Consider the following 15259-nt stretch of genomic DNA (forward strand, 5'->3'; position numbering starts at 1 on the left):
ACCCTTACGTCACTCTTCAAGGCCGTTCATGATGCGCAGGCACTTACGGAACAGCGGCCGGAATTCCTCGGGAAGCGGCTCGACGATCCGGTCCTCGACGCGCTGGTCGTCCCTCATGACCGTGCGCAGGAGATCGGAACCGTCCTCGGTGATGTATACGGCCGAGGCCCGCCTGTCCGTCGGAGCCGGCGTCTTCTCCAGTAAGCCCTGCTGAACAAGCCGGCCGAGCATCTCGGCCGTCGAGTTGCGGTCGAGGGCGATCTGTTTGGCCAGCTCGTTGACGGTCGCCCCGGGCCGCTGGCGAGCGGCGAGGAGCAGCGCCTTCTGCCGGGGGGTGAGCTCATGGCCGGCCATCTCCTGCTTGAAGATCGCCTCCGCGCGGAAGTGCGCCCGGCGCAGCAGGTGGGAGATGTTCTGCGTGAGATCGAACTCGTCGAGGAGCCGGTCGTCGGCCGGCTCGTCCGATCCGGAAGTGTCGTTGGAGTTCATCGTTCCCAGCTTGCCGTGTGTGCCGGATGCGTAGTGGCGGACCCGTGACGGGGACATCCCGGTCCCGCCCCGGCCGAGGACCGAAACATATAGGCAGCATACGTCGTACCTCCCAAGCGTCAAGGCCCGGACGTGAACCAAAACTCCTGCTGAACGGCGCCGTACGAACCCGTTGACAGAGACAACATGAGACGTATGCTGCCTACCGTTCCTCGGCGTGGGCCTGATGCACAGTTCCGTCCTTCTCTTCGACCGCCCCGGCCCACGGCCGCAGCTCGGGGACCCGAATCGCGTGATCCATCCACCCCACGTCGACATGCAGGAGTCGGCGCCCACGAGTCGACATGCACGAGGAGAAGTCCATGCGCCGCAGCGCGGTCGAGTACGCCAACCCCACCGAGCAGGACATCGTGGAATGGCTGCCTCCGAAGCCCGCGGATCACCGCGTCCGTTACGGCGACGACCCGCTGCAGTTCGGTGACCTACGACTGCCCGACCGGACCGCTCCGGGCGGCCACCCGGTCGTCGTCTTCGTCCACGGCGGCGGCTGGTCCGCGAACTGGAACATGAACTACGGCGATCCACTGGTGGCCGCGCTCACCGAGGCCGGAGTGGCGACCTGGAGCCTGGAGTTCCGGCGGGTGGGCCACGAGGGCGGCGGGTGGCCGGGAACGTTCCTCGACGTCGGCGCCGGCCTCGACCACCTCCGTGCGCTGGCCGGCCCCCACCAGCTGGACCTCGACCGCGTCGTGGTGGTCGGCCACTCCTCCGGCGGGCATCTGGGCCTGTGGGCCGCCGGCCGGCACCGGATCCCCGATGACAGCCCCCTGTACACACCCGATCCGCTGCCGGTGTGCGGAGCGGTCTCGCTCGCCGGTGCCCTCGACCTCTCCTACCGGCTCGAAGAGCCCACGATCCGCACGCTGTTGGGCGCGGACGCCGACGGCGTCGAGACGGCCGAAGCGCGCCTCGGGGCGGCGTCCCCGATGCAGATGCTCCCGCTCGGCGTCCCGCTCGAGGTCGTCGTCGGCAGCGCGGACAGCAGGCGCTACCTGATCTCGGACGCCCGTGACTTCACCGAGCGTGCGACAGGGCTCGGTGACACGGTCGGCCTCTCCCACCTCGAGGGCGCGAACCACTTCGACGTCGTCGACCCCGGCGGTCCCGCCTGGCCGGTTGCGGCCGCAGCCGCCTTCGAACTGCTCCAGCACGAGGCGACACCGGGAACGCTGAGCCCCGACCACGGTGACGTATGCCCCTCGTAGGGCCCCGGCCGGACCCTCGTCCGCCCCTCGTACGGTCCCGGACGCCCAGCAGAACCGCACCACTCCCCCAGCCTCTCCAGCTCAAGGAGACATCAATGTGCGAGTTTCACCTGCGATGATGGCGCCATGCTGCAGGCCTGTCTCAACGGCGCTCGAAGCCGCGCCGAGTGTTCCCATCTGCCCGTGACCCCCGACGAATTGGCGGCAGCGGCCCGCGGGGCTGTCGCCGCCGGCGCCGAGGACATCCATCTGCACCCCAAGGACCGCGACGGTCGGGACACGCTGGACGCCGCCGTCGTCGCCGCCGCGGTCGGCGCGGTCCGGGCCGCCGTGGCGGGCGTCCCCGTCGGGGTCACCACCGGCGCGTGGGCCACGGCGGATCCTCGGGCCCGCGCCGCGCAGGTGAGGGCCTGGACCGTGCTCCCCGACCATGCGTCCGTCAACTGGCATGAGGACGGTGCCACCGATGTGGCCGCGGCCCTGCTGGAGCGGGGGGTCGGCATCGAGGCCGGCATCTACTCCGGCACTGCCGCGGCACGGCGGTTCCTGGACTGGCCCCAATCCCACCACGTCCTGCGCATCCTGGCCGAGATCACCGAAACCGCCCCGCAGGATGCGGTCCACGCCGCTGCGGACCTGCTGGACGAACTCGAACCAGCTCCCGCGCCGATCCTCCTGCATGGCGAAGACACCGCCGCCTGGCCCGTCCTGCACCTCGCGGCCACCCGACACCTGGACACGCGAATCGGCCTGGAAGACGCGCTCCACCTGCCCGACGGCACCCCCGCCCCGGACAACGCCGCCCTCGTCCACGCAGCCCGCGAGACCATCCAGCAGTCGCACCGGGCACACCCCAGCCAACCGTGACCAGGGGTGCGTTCGATGGTGTCTACCTCGCAGCAGTTGACACACCGGGCATCGGCGCCAGCTTGTCGGCTTCGGCGACGGCGGCGTTCCAACTGAACTCGTTGTTGTCGCTGAAGTAGTAGTAGGTGGCGCCGTTCGGCATCATCGCGACGGTGATGCCTCCGTATCCCGACATGAAGGGTACGTAGAAGGGGCTGGTGTAGGCGGGGTTGTCGGCGGAGGTGAACTCGCGGCCCCAGAAGCCGTTCTGGTACCTCATGGGCTTGGTGCCGGTGGTGGTCATGCCCCGGTCCTGCGGTGTGCGTTGCATGGTGGCCGCGAGCAGTGTCGGGTCGAGTAGTTGCGTGCCGCCCACGGCACCGTGGTCGTTGTTGAGGAACTTCGCGAACCGGGCGACGGAGTCCTGCGTCCAGAACATGCCGTAGCCGCCGAAGGGTGCCCCGTCGGGGCTGTTGTCGGTGCGGGAGGGGACGAGGGAGTCGGGTCCGATACCGATGGGCTTGAGTACGTCGTCGCGGAGCATGGCGAAGATGTCGGCCCCCGAACCGGCCTTGTCCTGGAGGTAGTTGTTCATTGCGCGGGTGGCGAGGAAGGTGTCCGAGGTGTGGTAGACCCACTGGCTTCCGGGGCGGGCCTTGCGCGGGAAGGAAAGGGCGAGCCGCATCTTGTCGGCGTAGGGCTCGGCCGCGAAGAAGTCCGCCATGGTGCGGCCCGCTTCGTCCGTCTCGTAGCCGGGCGAGGTGTAGTTCCCGGTGGCCATGTCGAGAGTGTGGTCGAGGGTGACACCGCTCCAGGCGGCCTTGTCGGCAGCCTCGGGGATCCGGTCGGCGAGCTTCTCCTGGGCCACGGCCGGGCCGTAGCGCTGCGCCAGACGCAGCATGGCCGTTCCCGCGAACGCCGACTTCGCGGTCGAGTACGAAGGCAGCAGCATCTGGCCGCAGAACGGGTAACTCCCTTGCCGGGTCCGACAGTTGCCCACGTAGTGGACTCCGCGGAAGTAGAGGCCGGAGGTGCTCAGCGCGGACGGTGTGATGCCGGAGCTGAACTTCGAGACATCCACCCCGCTGTCCGGGTAGTCGGTGGCCAGCGCCGAGAGGGGCTTGGTCGGAAGCCGGCCCTTGACCTCGGAGGCGTACGCGTCGCGCAGCTTCTCGGCGCCTTCGACGGGGCCCGGCCGGTAGTGGGCCGGTACCTGGCCCCACATGTCGAACTGGAAGTACTCGCAGGTCTCCGTGGTGATCTGGTAGCGGACCTCGGAGACCGATGTGCCGTCGAAGAGGAACGTCAAGGCGCCGTTGTGCACGCAGTTGGCGTTGCGTTCGATCAGCGCGAACGGCAAGGAGGCGCGGGTGCGTTGGCCGTCGCCGTCCTCGTTCCACGCGCGGCCGGGCCCCACCGCCAGGTTCCACGCCGCGTTCCTCGTGTACTGCAATCCGCGCTTCGCCGGGACGAGGTGGCTGCCGTTCTGCACGAGCGCGATGTCGACCGTTGGCAGGTGCCGGGTCGCGGCCGCGTCTGCGTATCCGTCCGGGTCCTTCAGCGCGCGGAAGCCGCCGGCGGTGGCGAGGCCGTCGAGGGTGAGGGTGCCTTCGAAGCTGTGGGTGGGTGGCGCGGCTTGCGTCGGCAGGGCGAAGGCGCTGTCGGGCACGGTGTCCTGGGCGCTGGCCCCGGTGAGTTGGGCGGCGGTGAGTTGGGTCCGGTTCACCGCACCGCTTCCGGCGAGCGGATCACCCGGTACGGGTGCGGCGCTTGAGATGGCGGGTGCGGCCACCGTCGGAGGCGGGAAGGCCAGCAACCCCGCGAGTACGGCGGCGGTGGCGGCGGCACGGCGTAGCCGCCGCGCAGAGAACGGTCTTGGCATGGGCGAGGCCTCCCGGGCTGGTGGCTGGTGGCTGATGCGGAACATCGCCGCATCGTCGGGCGCGCCGGGGCCGCCGTCCAATGCCTGCCCGGTCTGATCAAGCTGCCTGCCAGGCATACCTCCACGTAGTCGCCGCCGCGGTTCACATGCGGTCGGCGACCTGTGGCCCGTACCGCTCGACACAGAAGCGTGACAACCCGGCCGCGAATGCCTCGATGCTGCGCGGCGCGTAGTGGCCGGCGTCCCACGCCGCGTGCAGGTGGATCTGCAGCGGTTCGCCCGTGCTGTCGAGGATCAGCAGCGGGTGCAGGTCGAAGCGTGGATCGTCGGAGACCACCGCGACACCATGGCCCGAAGCCGCCATGGCCTGGGCGACGTGCGGGGTGTCGCATTCGAGCACGATGTCGTACGAGGCGTCCGCGTCCTGCACGGCGTGGTCCAGGATGCGGCGGGTGCCGTGTGCCGGGGTGAGGACGATGAGGGGCTCCGCGGCGAGTTCGTCGATGGTGACTCGGTCCCGGTCCGCCAAGGCATGGTCGGCACGGACGTAGGCCCACAGCGGCAGACGGGCCACCGGCAGCCCGGCGAAACGGCGCCTCGGAGGTGACGAGGAGATGGCCACGTCGGCGCCCCGTGCGAGTGCCTGGTACGCACGTGCCGGACTCTCCGCCTGCACGGTGACGAGCGGATCCTCCGGCCCCCAGGTGGCCAGGAACGGTGCGATCACGTCGGTGATGGTGGTGGGCGGCGCCGCCACGGTGATCCGCATGGCGCGACCGGCGGCCAGCGCACCGACCGCGGCCTCGGCGCTGTCCGCGCGGGCGACCAGGTCGCGGGCCAGGGGAAGGAAGCGCCGGCCGGCCGCTGTCAGGACCATCTGTTTGCCGTCGCGGTCGAAGAGCGTCATCCCCAACGTCCCTTCCAGGCCGCGCAGTTGGCGTGACAGGGAGGGCTGGGCGACGTGTACCACCTCGGCGGCCCTGGTGACGGAACCCGTCTCCACGACGGTCAGGAAGTAGCGAAGCACTCTGAGTTCCATGGCGGTGGCCCTTCGGGAGGCGGAGACGGAGATGGAGATGGAGACGGAGGAGGCATGACACCTGCATGCCTCGCAGGCATGCTAATCAGCCCTATCAAGTATTTGAGGCTATGGGTGGTCGGCCGCATTCTTGTCGCACCGGAACTTCTGGTGATCGGCGCCCGAACCTCCGTCGACTTCTCCTCGAACAGTTCCGGCCGCTCCTCAAACAGTCCCGCCTTCTCCTCAAGCGGTCCCTTCGATTGGCTGGTGTTCCCGCATGGCCCGCCCCCTGCCCCTGATCCTCGCCCAGGCGCCCGGCCGCCCGGCCGACGACCTCGCGGGCTTTGCCGCCGACGTGGAGCGGCGCGTGAAACTGCGCGCACCCGGCTCCCTCGTCGTCTACCCCGAACTGCACCTCGGCGAGAGCGCCCCCGGTGTCCCCGCCGCCCCGCAGGAGGCGGCCGAGCCGCTCGACGGCAAACGCGATGCCGCCTTCGCCGAGCTCGCGGGAGACCTGGGCATCTGGCTGGTACCCGGCAGCGTCTACGAGCGAGGCACCGGCGACCTCGTCCACAACACGGCACCGGTCTACTCACCCCGGGGCGAGCGCCTCGCCGCGTACCGCAAGATCTGCCCGTGGCGCCCGTACGAGACGACCGCACCCGGCGACCGGTTCGAGGTCGTGGACCTCCCCGGGGTCGGCCGCATCGGCCTTTCCATCTGCTACGACACCTGGTTCCCGGAGATCTCCCGCCAACTGGCCTGGATGGGAGCTGAGTTGATCGTCAACGTGGTCCGCACGCCGACGAGCGACCGCGCGCAGGAAGTCGTCCTCAACCGCGCCAACGCCATCACCAACCAGGTCTTCGTCGCCAGCGTCAACGCCGCCGCCCCGTCCGGGATCGGCCGCAGCCTCGTCATCGATCCACAGGGCACGGTGCGCGCCGAAACCGTCGATGCCGGCGACACCACCCTCACCGACGTGATCGACCTCGACGAGGTCACCAACGTCCGGCGCTACGGCACCGCCGGTCTCAACCGGGTCTGGGACCAGTTCCGCCCCGACGACCCGGCCCTCGAACTCCCGCTGTACGGGGGCCGCATCGACCCCGCCACCTGGAACCCCGCCCACACCACCGAGGAGCCACCACGATGAGCAGCGAGACCACAGGGAACACTGGGGACACCATGAGACTGAAGGGCGACCTGAGCCTGTTCTCCGTCGTCCTGTTCGGCCTGGCCTACATCTCCCCCGGCATCGTCGTCACGATCTTCGGCGTGGTCGCCGCCACCAGCGGCGGCGCGGCTCCGACCGCGTTCGCCGTCGCCACCCTCGCGATGCTGCTCACCGGGCTGAGTTACGCGAAGATGGCGCGCGCCGTGCCCGGCGCGGGGTCGGTGTACACCTACGCCCGCAGGATGCTCGACAGCCGCATCGGTTTCCTGTCCGGCTGGGCGATGCTGCTCGACTACTTCTTCATCCCGATGGTCGGCTGGCTGATCACGGCGATCTACTTCAACGCCCAGTTCCCCGACGTACCCAAGTGGGTCTGGCTGATCGTCTCGGTGGGCCTCACCACCGCCGTCAACGTCTTCGGCATGAAGCTCGCGGACCGCGTCAACAAGGTCCTGATGTTCATCGCTTTGGGGTCGCTGGTCCTCTTCGCCACCCTGTGCGTCGTCTTCCTCGGCAAGCACGGCTCCGCCGCCCCCGCCACGGACGCCGTGTGGAACTCCGGCACGTCGATCGGCGCGGTCACCGCGGCCGCCGCCATCGCGGCGTACTCCTTCCTGGGCTTCGACGCCGTCTCCACGCTGGGCGAGGAGGCCAGGGGCGGGGCGAGGACGATCGGCCGCGGCATCATCGGCTGTGTCATCGCCGCCGGGGCGATCTTCATCGTGCTGTCCTTCGTGATGCAACTGGTCCATCCCGGGGCGAAGTTCACCGATGTCGACGCGGCCGCGTACCACCTGAAGGTCCAGGTCGGCGGCGAGACGTACGCCGAGATCATCAACTTCGTCACCATCGCCGGATCCATCGCCTCCTGTATCGCCCTGCAAGCCTCCGCCGCCCGCCTCATGTACGTCATGGGACGCGACGGCGCACTGCCCAAGGCCGTCTTCGGCAAGCTGTCGCGGAAGACCGGCACGCCCGTGCCGAACCTGCTGCTGACCGCGGCCGCCGGTGTCATCGCCATGAAACTCGACCTGACCACGGCCACCTCGTTCATCAACTTCGGCGCCTTCCTCGGCTTCGCCCTGGTGAACGTCTGCGTGATCGCCCACTTGGTCCGCGAACGCCGACAAGGCCGCACCCCCAACCTCTTCTCCTACCTGGTGATGCCGGTCATCGGCACCGCCGTCTCCGTCTACCTGCTCACGAGGCTCGATGACGTCGCACTCCGGATCGGCGGCGTCTGGCTGGCGATCGGCGTCGTCTACCTGGCCTTCCTGACCAAGGGCTTCCGCCGGCCCGCACCGGAGATGACCTTCGACGACGACCCCGCGGCCACGGACACCGTCGCCGCATAGCTGCTCATCCCCGCCTGGGCCGTACGTCGAGTGGCTGCACGAACGCATGCCGCGCGCCGCACGGGACGTCTGGCTGGATGGAGTTGGCCCGCAGCACCGCAAAGTCGGTTGGTCCATGGTCATCTGTGTTCATCCCCGGGGCGGGGGCACCCGCCGAACCGAGGAGCGCCGGGATCGCTGAACAGGGCGCTCCACGCCGTACATCGTCGATGAAGGAGCCGAACGTGAACGAGAACATGTGGGGCTATCCGCCGACGAGCGGCCACACCCAGGGAGTCGATCTGATCGGCTTCAAGGTGGAGGCCACCGACGGCAGCATCGGCAAGGTCGACAAGCACTCGGACGAGGTCGGCTCCGCCTACCTCGTCGTCGACACCGGTGTGTGGATCTTCGGCAAGCATGTCCTGCTTCCCGCAGGCACCGTGTCCCGGATCGACACCAAGAACAAGACGATTCACGTCGACCGCACGAAGGCACAGATCAAGGACGCCCCCGAATTCGACAAGGACAAGCACGTCGGAGACGCCGGGTATCACGACGAGATCGGCACCTACTACGGCAAGGGCCGCATCTGAGTATCCGCACCCGCACAACCGCCGGGGCCGGCCGAGAGCTTCGGCCGGCCCCGGCGCCGACGACCGGGTCAGCCCTTGACCGCTCCCGCCGCGAGCCCGGAGGCGAGTCGGTGCTGGACCGCCACGAAGAAGATCAGGACCGGCACCGTGACCAGCGTGGAGCTGGCCATGACCGGGCCCCAGCTGGTGGTGTTCTCGCCGAAGAACTGGAAGATGCCGACCGCGGCGGTGTACTTGTCGCTGCTCTTCATGAACGTGTACGCGAAGACGAACTCGTTCCACGCGGTGATGAATGCGAAGATCGACGTGGCGACGAGCCCGGGCGCGACCAGCGGAAGCAGTACGGAGCGGAACATCCGCCACCAGGAGCAGCCGTCGATGTACGCCGCCTCTTCGATGTCCTTCGGCACGGTCTGCACGAAGCCGCGCAGGGTCCAGATGGCGAAGGGCAGCGACAGCGCGGTGTAGACGATGGTCAGGCCGAGGAGGCTGTTGAGCAGGTCGTAGTCGCGCATCTGGATGAACAGCGGGATGACGAGCGCCTCGAGCGGCACCATCTGCACGATCAGGACCATGACCAGCACGGATGTGCGGAACTTGAACTTGAAGCGGGCGACCGCGACAGCCGCGAACAGCGCGAGGGCCGCCGAGACCACGACCGTGCCCAGGCCGACGACGGCCGAATTCAGCAAGTACGTACCGAAGTTGCCGCGCTCGAAGACCGTACTGAAGTTTTCGAAGGTGAAGCCGCTGGGGAGGAGGTTCGCTCCGCGGCTCTGGGCGCTGGGGTCCAGAGCCGTCGAGACCATCCAGTAGACCGGGAAGAGGGTGAAGATCAGGAGCGCCGCGACGGCCGCCGGCAGACCGACCTTGGAGCCGAGGGAGGACCGTGTCGTGGCGGGCATGTCGGTGGTGCTCACAGGTCCTCCTCCCCCTGCCTGAACAGGGTGCGGATGTAGATGATGGTGATCACGAGAAGCAGGAGGGTGAGCAGGACCGCCGCGGCGGCGCCCATCCCATAGTCCTCCTTGGCGAAGGCTTCGAGGTACGAGTAGACGCCGAGGTTCTCGACCTGCTCGTTCTGGCCCTGGCCTCCGGGCATCAGGAAGATCTGCGTGAAGACCTTGAAGTCCCAGATGGTCGACAGGATCGTCACCACGAGGAACACCGGCTTGATGGCGGGGACGGTGACCTTCCAGAACCGCTGCCAGGCGTTCGCGCCGTCCAGCATCGCCGCTTCGTAGAGCTCCTTGGGGATGGTCAGGAGTCCGGCGAAGACGGTGATCGCGACGAACGGGAAGCCGTGGTGGACCACGTTGAGGGTCCCGATGGCGTAGAAGGAGAGGCGGTCGGTGAACCAGTTGCTGGAGTCGGAGCCGCCCACCAGAGCGCTGAACAGGCCGTCGCCCGGCTGGAAGAGCCAGATCCACACATAGGTACCGGTCACCGCGGGCATCGCCCAGGCAGCCATGATCGCGGTGGAGCAGATGGTCCGCCAGACCGGGCCGAGCCTGTTCAGGAGCAGCGCGATCGCGGTGCCGAGCACCACCGTCAGGCCGACACAGGCCACCGCGAAGAACGCGGTGTTGGGCAGCACCGTCTTCCAGAGCAGATCGCCGCTGAGGAGTTCGACGTAGTGGTCGAAGCCGGTGAAGGTGGCGACGCCGCCGCCGAACTTCACCTCGTAGTCCTGCAGCGACAGGATCCCGACCTGGATCATCGGCCAGAGCAGCAGTCCCGCGAGGACGACGAGGGAGGGGGCGAGCAGCAGCCAGGGCCGGGTGAGGGCGGTCCGGCGCTTGCGCCTCAGCAGACGTTCGGACTCGGGCGAGGGCACGGACGGCCGGCTGCCCTGGCGCTCCGGGGCATCCACGGTCCCGGTGACGAGAGTGCGGTTCATGGAGCTCTCAATGGTCGGATGTGCGGGGAGGCTTGAGGAGTACGGCGCCGGAGTGACTCACCGCTCGGCCGTACGACCGTGAGTGTCACTCGCTCTGCGCGAAGATGGCGTCCATTTCCTTGGCCGCCTTGTCGGCCGCCTGCTGCGGCGTGGCCTTGCCGGCCAGGATCGACTGGACCATCTTCGGGATGACCTGGGTGGCCTGGATCTCGGTGTACGACTTGGCCTTGGGCACGCTCGCGCCGCCGTCCTTGAACTGCTTGACGAACGGCTTGACCAGCTCGCTGTCCTTGTCGGGCATCTTGTCGAGGTCGGTGTTGGTGGGCGGCAGGTAACTGCTCTGCTCGGCCCACTTCTTGGCGAACTTGCCGGTGGTGAGGAGCTTGATGAACTCCCACGACAGCGCCTGCTTGTCCGTCTTGAACGCGGAGAGGTAGGAGCCACCGAGGAACGACGGGGCCATGCCACCGTTCTGGCCGGGGATCGGGATGGCGCCGAGCTTGCCCTTGAGGTCGGGGTTGGCCTCGGCGAAGGCCTTCGGGGTCCAGTTGCCGGAGAGGGACATCGCGACCTCGCCCTTGTTCCAGGCGTCGCCGACCTCCTTCTCGGTCCAGGTGTTGACCTTGGCCGGGGACACCTTGTCCTTGAGGGCGAGGTCGGTGTAGGCGGTGATGCCCTCGACGGCCTTCTTCGAGTTGATGGCCGACTGCCACTTGCCGCCCTTCTCCACGGCGAGCCGGCCACCCGCGCCCCAGATGAAGGGAGTTGCGAACATCTCCGCGCCGCCGGCGACGGGGAAGGCGAGCATCTTCGGTTCGTCCTTCTTCAGGGTCTTGGCGGCCGAGCGCAGCTCCTTCCAGTTGGTCGGGGGCTTGATGTCGTGCTTCGCGAAGATGTCCTTGCGGTAGACGACCGAGCGGACTCCCGCGTACCAGGGCATGCCGTACTGCTTGCCGTCCAGGGTGCCCGCGTCCTTGAGGGCGGGAACGAGGTCGTCGGTCAGGCCGGCCTTCTCGACCTCCTTGGAGACGTCGACGAGCGCGCCCTTGTCGGCGAAGCCGGGAACCCAGGTGGTGCCGACCTCCGCGACGTCGGGCACCTGGTCGGCACCGCCCTCGATCGCGGTGGTGAACTTCCGCTGGGCGCTGGCCCATTGCTGGTACTCGACCTTGATCTTGGCGCCGGTCTTCTCCTCGAAGGCGGCGGCGGCCTCCTTGAAGAAGGGCTTCGCGTCGGGGTTGGTCCCCTCCATGACCCACACGGTGAGCGTCTTGCCCTTGCCGTCGGTCCCGCCGTCGGCCTCCGAGCCGCCCCCTCCACAGGCGGTGGCGGTGAGCCCGAGTGCCAGGGCGGTGCTGGTGGCTGGGATGACGCGTCGGTTCATGGGTGGTGGCTCCTCTTACAGCAGTACAGCAGGGAAGTGATGTTGCCCGTGAGCACGCAGATTCTCACCACGTTCTCATCAGGAGGTCTAGACCCTTTTGGAAGTGGCGACTGAACTGTGATCCGCGTTGCAGACCGTGCAGCAGGTACAAGTGGTGGGGTCGGTTCCGGGCGGCGGCCAAGGAACGGCGAAGGAGCGGCGACGGCATGCCAGTTGCCCGGGACGGTCCGATCCCGGGCAACTGAACCGGCCGGGTCAGCGCTCGATCTTCACCTCGGCGCCGCTCTTCGCCGACGCGTAGATGGCACTCAGCATGCGGGCCATTTCCAGGCCCTGTTCCGCGGTGGCGTCGGCCGGTATCTCGCCCCGGCAGATCCGCAGGAAGTGGTCGATCTGGTTCGCGAACCCCATCTTGAAGTCAAAACCGAGCGAGTCGATCTGCGGCTGCACATGCAGGAGGGTGTCGTGCCGCTCGGTGACCATCAGCAGTTCGGGCTCGATCTCCGCGCCGCCCTTGTCACCGTGGATGCGCACACTGATCTCGTTGCGCGCGTGCAGCGAGTACGACGTGTCCACATCGAGCACCTGACCGTCCTCGAAGCGGATCTGCGCGGTGACGTAGTCCTCCACGGTGTTGGGCCGGGCCGCCGATGCGGCACGGTACCTGCGGAGGTTCTGGATGTTGTCCCGCGCCCCCAGCGGCGCAAACGTGACACCGGACGCGGACACCGCCTTCGGCCCGCCCATCAGGTACCAACACAGGTCGATGATGTGGACGCCCAGGTCGATCAACGGACCGCCGCCCGACACCTCCACATCGCCGAACCACCCACCCGGGTTCCCGGCGGCCCGCAGCAGCGTGGCTCGGGCGGCGTAGATGTCACCGAACTCGCCCGCGTCCAGGAACCGCTTCGCCACCAGCGCGTTGGGCGCGAACCGCCGTACGTAGCCGATCTGCAGCGCCTGCCCGGTCTCCTCGACGGCCCGGACCAGTGACTCGGCCTCGGCGACGGTGACCGTCATCGGCTTCTCGACCAGTACGTTCTTCCCGGCCTGCAGCGCCGCCTCGGCGATGGGGGCATGCAGGGTGTTGGGCACGCAGACGCTCACGGCGTCCACGTCCGGGTCGGAGAGGATCTCCGTGACGTCGGTCGTGGCCCGCTCCACGTCGAACTGCTCGGCCCTGGCCTTGGCCCGCTCCGGGTCGATGTCGCACACGGCGACCAGCTCGGCCTGGTCGTTCTTCTGGTAGGCGCTCAAGTGCTCGGTGGCGATGGCCCCGAGGCCGATCACAGCGATACGGGTCGTCATGTCAGGCCACGCCTTCCGTCAGTCGAAGAATGTTCGCAAGGGAGTGCTCGATGGCGGGCAGTGGCGCTTCCATGCCCTCGAACTCCAGGCTCACCGGCACGTCGGGCTTCGTGGCGACCAGGGCAAGCAGGCCGGGCAGATCGACGTCGCCGTGGCCCGAGACGGTGCCGAGGAGGTAGTCGTCGGCGAGCGTCTTCAGCCAGCCCTCCCCCGCGGAGCGGCGGATGTGGAAGTCCTTCACGCCGATGGACGCCGCCACGTCGATCAGGCCGGCGGCGGTCTTCCCCGGCACCTCGCCGACGCACAGGCCGTTGCCGAGGTCGAGCGTGACGCGGAAGTTCGGACGGTCCACGGCGTGCACGAGCCGGGCAAGACGGTCGCTGCCGTTCATGAAAAAGCCGTGGTTCTCGATGGTCGACACCATGCCGAGCTCCGCCGCATGGTCGGCGACCGCGCGGCAGCCCTCGACGACCTTCTCGAAGGTCGACTCGAACTCCCCCGGGTCCCGCTCGCGCCATGCCCACGGCGCGACGTCGTGCCGGAAGATCCCGGCGCCGAAGCGCTGCGCGACGTCCAACTGCCGCCGCAGCCGGTCGACTTCCTCGCCGTCTCCCTCCCTCAGATCGCCACTCACCAGGTAATTGACGATCGGTACGCCGACTTCCTCGGCGTGCTTCGCCGTGTCACGTACGACGCGTTCGTTCTCCAGGTAGTACGCCCCGTCCGTGGCGGCGATCTCGATGTGCCCGGCCCGCGAGGCCGCGACCCAGTCCAGCACGCCGATCAGGTCCATCTCGCCGCTGCCCAGGAGCTGGCGGAAGCAGTACGAACTGACTCCGAGCTTCACTTGGTGATCCCCTCCACGTCGTGTGTGATGCGGGCCCACGGGCTGGGATAGCCGTGGACTCCGTAGATCTCCGAACCGCACTGGTCGAACGCGTTGCCCACGGCACCGAGCACCACCGCCTCGCGCCCCAGGCCGGACGCGACGAACGACGGCCGCTCGGGAAAGACCAACTCCTTCTCGATGGCGGCCTCGAGCGGCCGCAGCAGCGCTCCGACGTCCTTCGCCGCGCCGCCCCGTACGACCACGACCTCGGGGTCGACCACCAGCAGCACGGTCGCGACCCGCGCGGCGATCTGCGCGCAGAAGTCCTCGACCTCGGCCTGTGCGTCGGCGTCGCCCGCGGCGGCGGCGCTCAGCACCTGCGCGCTCGTCGGGCGCGACGACCAGACCAACTGCCCGCGCCGCGCGTTCCGCGTCCAGCGCATGCCGCGCTGCGCGCCGAGTTCGCCCGCGAGGCGATGGCTGCCCTGCCGGATCGAACCGTCCAGCACGATCGACACGGACAGCCGGTGACCGATCTGCAGATAGACGACATCGGAGTACCCGCGTCCCGCGCCCCCGCGCTGCTCCGCGAGGCCGGCCAGCTTGATGTCGTTGTCCACGACCACGGGCCGGCCGAGGTCCTTCGCCAGCAACTCCGCGACCGGCAGACCGACCAGGTCGGGCATCGCGAGACTGGCACGCAGCCGCCCGTCCGTCTCGACGACACCGGGCAGTGCGACACCGACCGCGCGCAGCCGTGCGAGGTCGAGCGAACCGGCCGCGGCGTCGAGCGCGCGCGAAATCAACGCGAGATCGGCGTGCTCGTCGGGAGCCGCTTCCGCGTAGCCCGCCCGGCGGCCGGACAGGTCACAGATGATCGCGCGCGCCCCTCGGGGCCCCAGGTCGACTCCGGCGACAAGACCGCCCTCACGCGCGAACCGGAAGGCACGGGCCGGTCGGCCGGGCCCCGCCGTCGCGGCGCTGACGCCCTCGACGTTCCCGAGATCGACGAGGTCGTCGAGAACGGCACCCACCGTCGGCCGCGACAGGCCGGTGGCCTCACTGATCACGCCGATCGTGCACGCCTCGTCGGCCTCGGCCAACACTCCCAGACACGCGACCTGGTTCGCCGCCCGCTCCGCCTGAACGGCCTCCCGTGCAGTGTCCATCGCGGCGCCCATCCCCCATCCTCTTTATGGAAACCGGCTTTAATAAATACGGTATC

At 68.6% G+C, this 15259-nt stretch carries 14 protein-coding genes; 5 read left to right on the top strand and 9 right to left on the bottom strand.

The features are described 5' to 3' along the window. Positions 1–9: 9 nt before the first annotated feature. Entirely contained in the window at positions 10–489 is a 480-nt protein-coding gene (locus ACYSUO_RS32520) for a MarR family winged helix-turn-helix transcriptional regulator (RefSeq protein WP_461779796.1), read from the bottom strand. A gap of 362 nt (positions 490–851) precedes the next feature. Here ACYSUO_RS32520 and ACYSUO_RS32525 point away from each other — a divergent pair, with 362 nt between their 5' ends. Together ACYSUO_RS32525 and ACYSUO_RS32530 are read left to right on the top strand one after the other, a co-directional pair. Continuing rightward, positions 852–1754, top strand: coding sequence for an alpha/beta hydrolase (locus ACYSUO_RS32525; protein WP_461779797.1), 903 nt, complete (start codon positions 852–854; stop codon positions 1752–1754). Between the two features lie 126 nt (positions 1755–1880). Continuing rightward, the gene (locus ACYSUO_RS32530; protein ID WP_461779798.1) at positions 1881–2621 is read left to right on the top strand and encodes a 3-keto-5-aminohexanoate cleavage protein; all 741 of its coding nucleotides are present in this window, start codon (positions 1881–1883) and stop codon (positions 2619–2621) included. A gap of 22 nt (positions 2622–2643) precedes the next feature. Here ACYSUO_RS32530 and ACYSUO_RS32535 read toward each other — a convergent pair whose 3' ends face one another. Together ACYSUO_RS32535 and ACYSUO_RS32540 are read right to left on the bottom strand one after the other, a co-directional pair. After that, entirely contained in the window at positions 2644–4482 is a 1839-nt protein-coding gene (locus ACYSUO_RS32535; RefSeq protein ID WP_461779799.1) for a serine hydrolase domain-containing protein, read from the bottom strand. A gap of 142 nt (positions 4483–4624) precedes the next feature. Beyond that, complete coding sequence (locus ACYSUO_RS32540; RefSeq protein WP_461779800.1) at positions 4625–5521, bottom strand: LysR family transcriptional regulator; 897 nt, start codon at positions 5519–5521, stop codon at positions 4625–4627. A 259-nt stretch (positions 5522–5780) separates the two neighbouring features. On the opposite strand from ACYSUO_RS32540, the gene ACYSUO_RS32545 reads away from it, so the two are divergent. From ACYSUO_RS32545 to ACYSUO_RS32555, 3 genes are all read left to right on the top strand, one after another. Continuing rightward, complete coding sequence (locus ACYSUO_RS32545) at positions 5781–6659, top strand: carbon-nitrogen hydrolase family protein (protein WP_461779801.1); 879 nt, start codon at positions 5781–5783, stop codon at positions 6657–6659. Then, positions 6656–8035: an APC family permease gene (locus ACYSUO_RS32550; RefSeq protein ID WP_461779802.1), complete on the top strand. Its 1380-nt coding sequence runs from the start codon at positions 6656–6658 to the stop codon at positions 8033–8035. Before ACYSUO_RS32545 ends, ACYSUO_RS32550 begins: the two co-directional genes overlap by 4 nt. Before the next feature lie 224 nt (positions 8036–8259). Then, the gene (locus ACYSUO_RS32555) at positions 8260–8610 is read left to right on the top strand and encodes a PRC-barrel domain-containing protein (protein WP_461779803.1); all 351 of its coding nucleotides are present in this window, start codon (positions 8260–8262) and stop codon (positions 8608–8610) included. A gap of 68 nt (positions 8611–8678) precedes the next feature. Here ACYSUO_RS32555 and ACYSUO_RS32560 read toward each other — a convergent pair whose 3' ends face one another. The 6 genes from ACYSUO_RS32560 to ACYSUO_RS32585 form a co-directional block, all read right to left on the bottom strand. After that, positions 8679–9515, bottom strand: coding sequence for a carbohydrate ABC transporter permease (locus ACYSUO_RS32560; protein ID WP_461779829.1), 837 nt, complete (start codon positions 9513–9515; stop codon positions 8679–8681). An 11-nt stretch (positions 9516–9526) separates the two neighbouring features. Next, complete coding sequence (locus ACYSUO_RS32565) at positions 9527–10510, bottom strand: carbohydrate ABC transporter permease (protein ID WP_461779804.1); 984 nt, start codon at positions 10508–10510, stop codon at positions 9527–9529. Positions 10511–10595: 85 nt separating this feature from the next. Then, the gene (locus tag ACYSUO_RS32570) at positions 10596–11894 is read right to left on the bottom strand and encodes a sugar ABC transporter substrate-binding protein (RefSeq protein WP_461779805.1); all 1299 of its coding nucleotides are present in this window, start codon (positions 11892–11894) and stop codon (positions 10596–10598) included. A 255-nt stretch (positions 11895–12149) separates the two neighbouring features. Further along, the gene (locus tag ACYSUO_RS32575; RefSeq protein WP_461779806.1) at positions 12150–13205 is read right to left on the bottom strand and encodes a Gfo/Idh/MocA family protein; all 1056 of its coding nucleotides are present in this window, start codon (positions 13203–13205) and stop codon (positions 12150–12152) included. A 1-nt stretch (position 13206) separates the two neighbouring features. Continuing rightward, positions 13207–14052 carry a sugar phosphate isomerase/epimerase family protein gene (locus tag ACYSUO_RS32580; protein WP_461779807.1) on the bottom strand — a complete coding sequence of 282 codons (846 nt, stop codon included), beginning with the start codon at positions 14050–14052 and terminating at the stop codon, positions 13207–13209. Continuing rightward, on the bottom strand, positions 14049–15203 hold the full coding sequence (locus tag ACYSUO_RS32585; protein ID WP_461779808.1) for an ROK family transcriptional regulator: 1155 nt from the start codon (positions 15201–15203) through the stop codon (positions 14049–14051). The genes ACYSUO_RS32580 and ACYSUO_RS32585 overlap by 4 nt, the downstream gene beginning before the upstream one ends. Between the last annotated feature and the right edge of the window lie 56 nt (positions 15204–15259).

This window comes from Streptomyces sp. UC4497, assembly GCF_054871485.1.

Bases quoted from the DNA above. Each gene is read 5' to 3' on its own strand.
- ACYSUO_RS32565 (WP_461779804.1), bottom strand. From the start codon at position 10,510: ATGAACCGCACTCTCGTCACCGGGACCGTGGATGCCCCGGAGCGCCAG.
- ACYSUO_RS32575 (WP_461779806.1), bottom strand. From the start codon at position 13,205: ATGACGACCCGTATCGCTGTGATCGGCCTCGGGGCCATCGCCACCGAG.
- ACYSUO_RS32550 (WP_461779802.1), top strand. From the start codon at position 6,656: ATGAGCAGCGAGACCACAGGGAACACTGGGGACACCATGAGACTGAAG.
- ACYSUO_RS32545 (WP_461779801.1), top strand. From the start codon at position 5,781: ATGGCCCGCCCCCTGCCCCTGATCCTCGCCCAGGCGCCCGGCCGCCCG.
- ACYSUO_RS32570 (WP_461779805.1), bottom strand. From the start codon at position 11,894: ATGAACCGACGCGTCATCCCAGCCACCAGCACCGCCCTGGCACTCGGG.
- ACYSUO_RS32585 (WP_461779808.1), bottom strand. From the start codon at position 15,203: ATGGACACTGCACGGGAGGCCGTTCAGGCGGAGCGGGCGGCGAACCAG.
- ACYSUO_RS32560 (WP_461779829.1), bottom strand. From the start codon at position 9,515: ATGCCCGCCACGACACGGTCCTCCCTCGGCTCCAAGGTCGGTCTGCCG.
- ACYSUO_RS32530 (WP_461779798.1), top strand. From the start codon at position 1,881: ATGCTGCAGGCCTGTCTCAACGGCGCTCGAAGCCGCGCCGAGTGTTCC.
- ACYSUO_RS32520 (WP_461779796.1), bottom strand. From the start codon at position 489: ATGAACTCCAACGACACTTCCGGATCGGACGAGCCGGCCGACGACCGG.
- ACYSUO_RS32535 (WP_461779799.1), bottom strand. From the start codon at position 4,482: ATGCCAAGACCGTTCTCTGCGCGGCGGCTACGCCGTGCCGCCGCCACC.
- ACYSUO_RS32525 (WP_461779797.1), top strand. From the start codon at position 852: ATGCGCCGCAGCGCGGTCGAGTACGCCAACCCCACCGAGCAGGACATC.
- ACYSUO_RS32540 (WP_461779800.1), bottom strand. From the start codon at position 5,521: ATGGAACTCAGAGTGCTTCGCTACTTCCTGACCGTCGTGGAGACGGGT.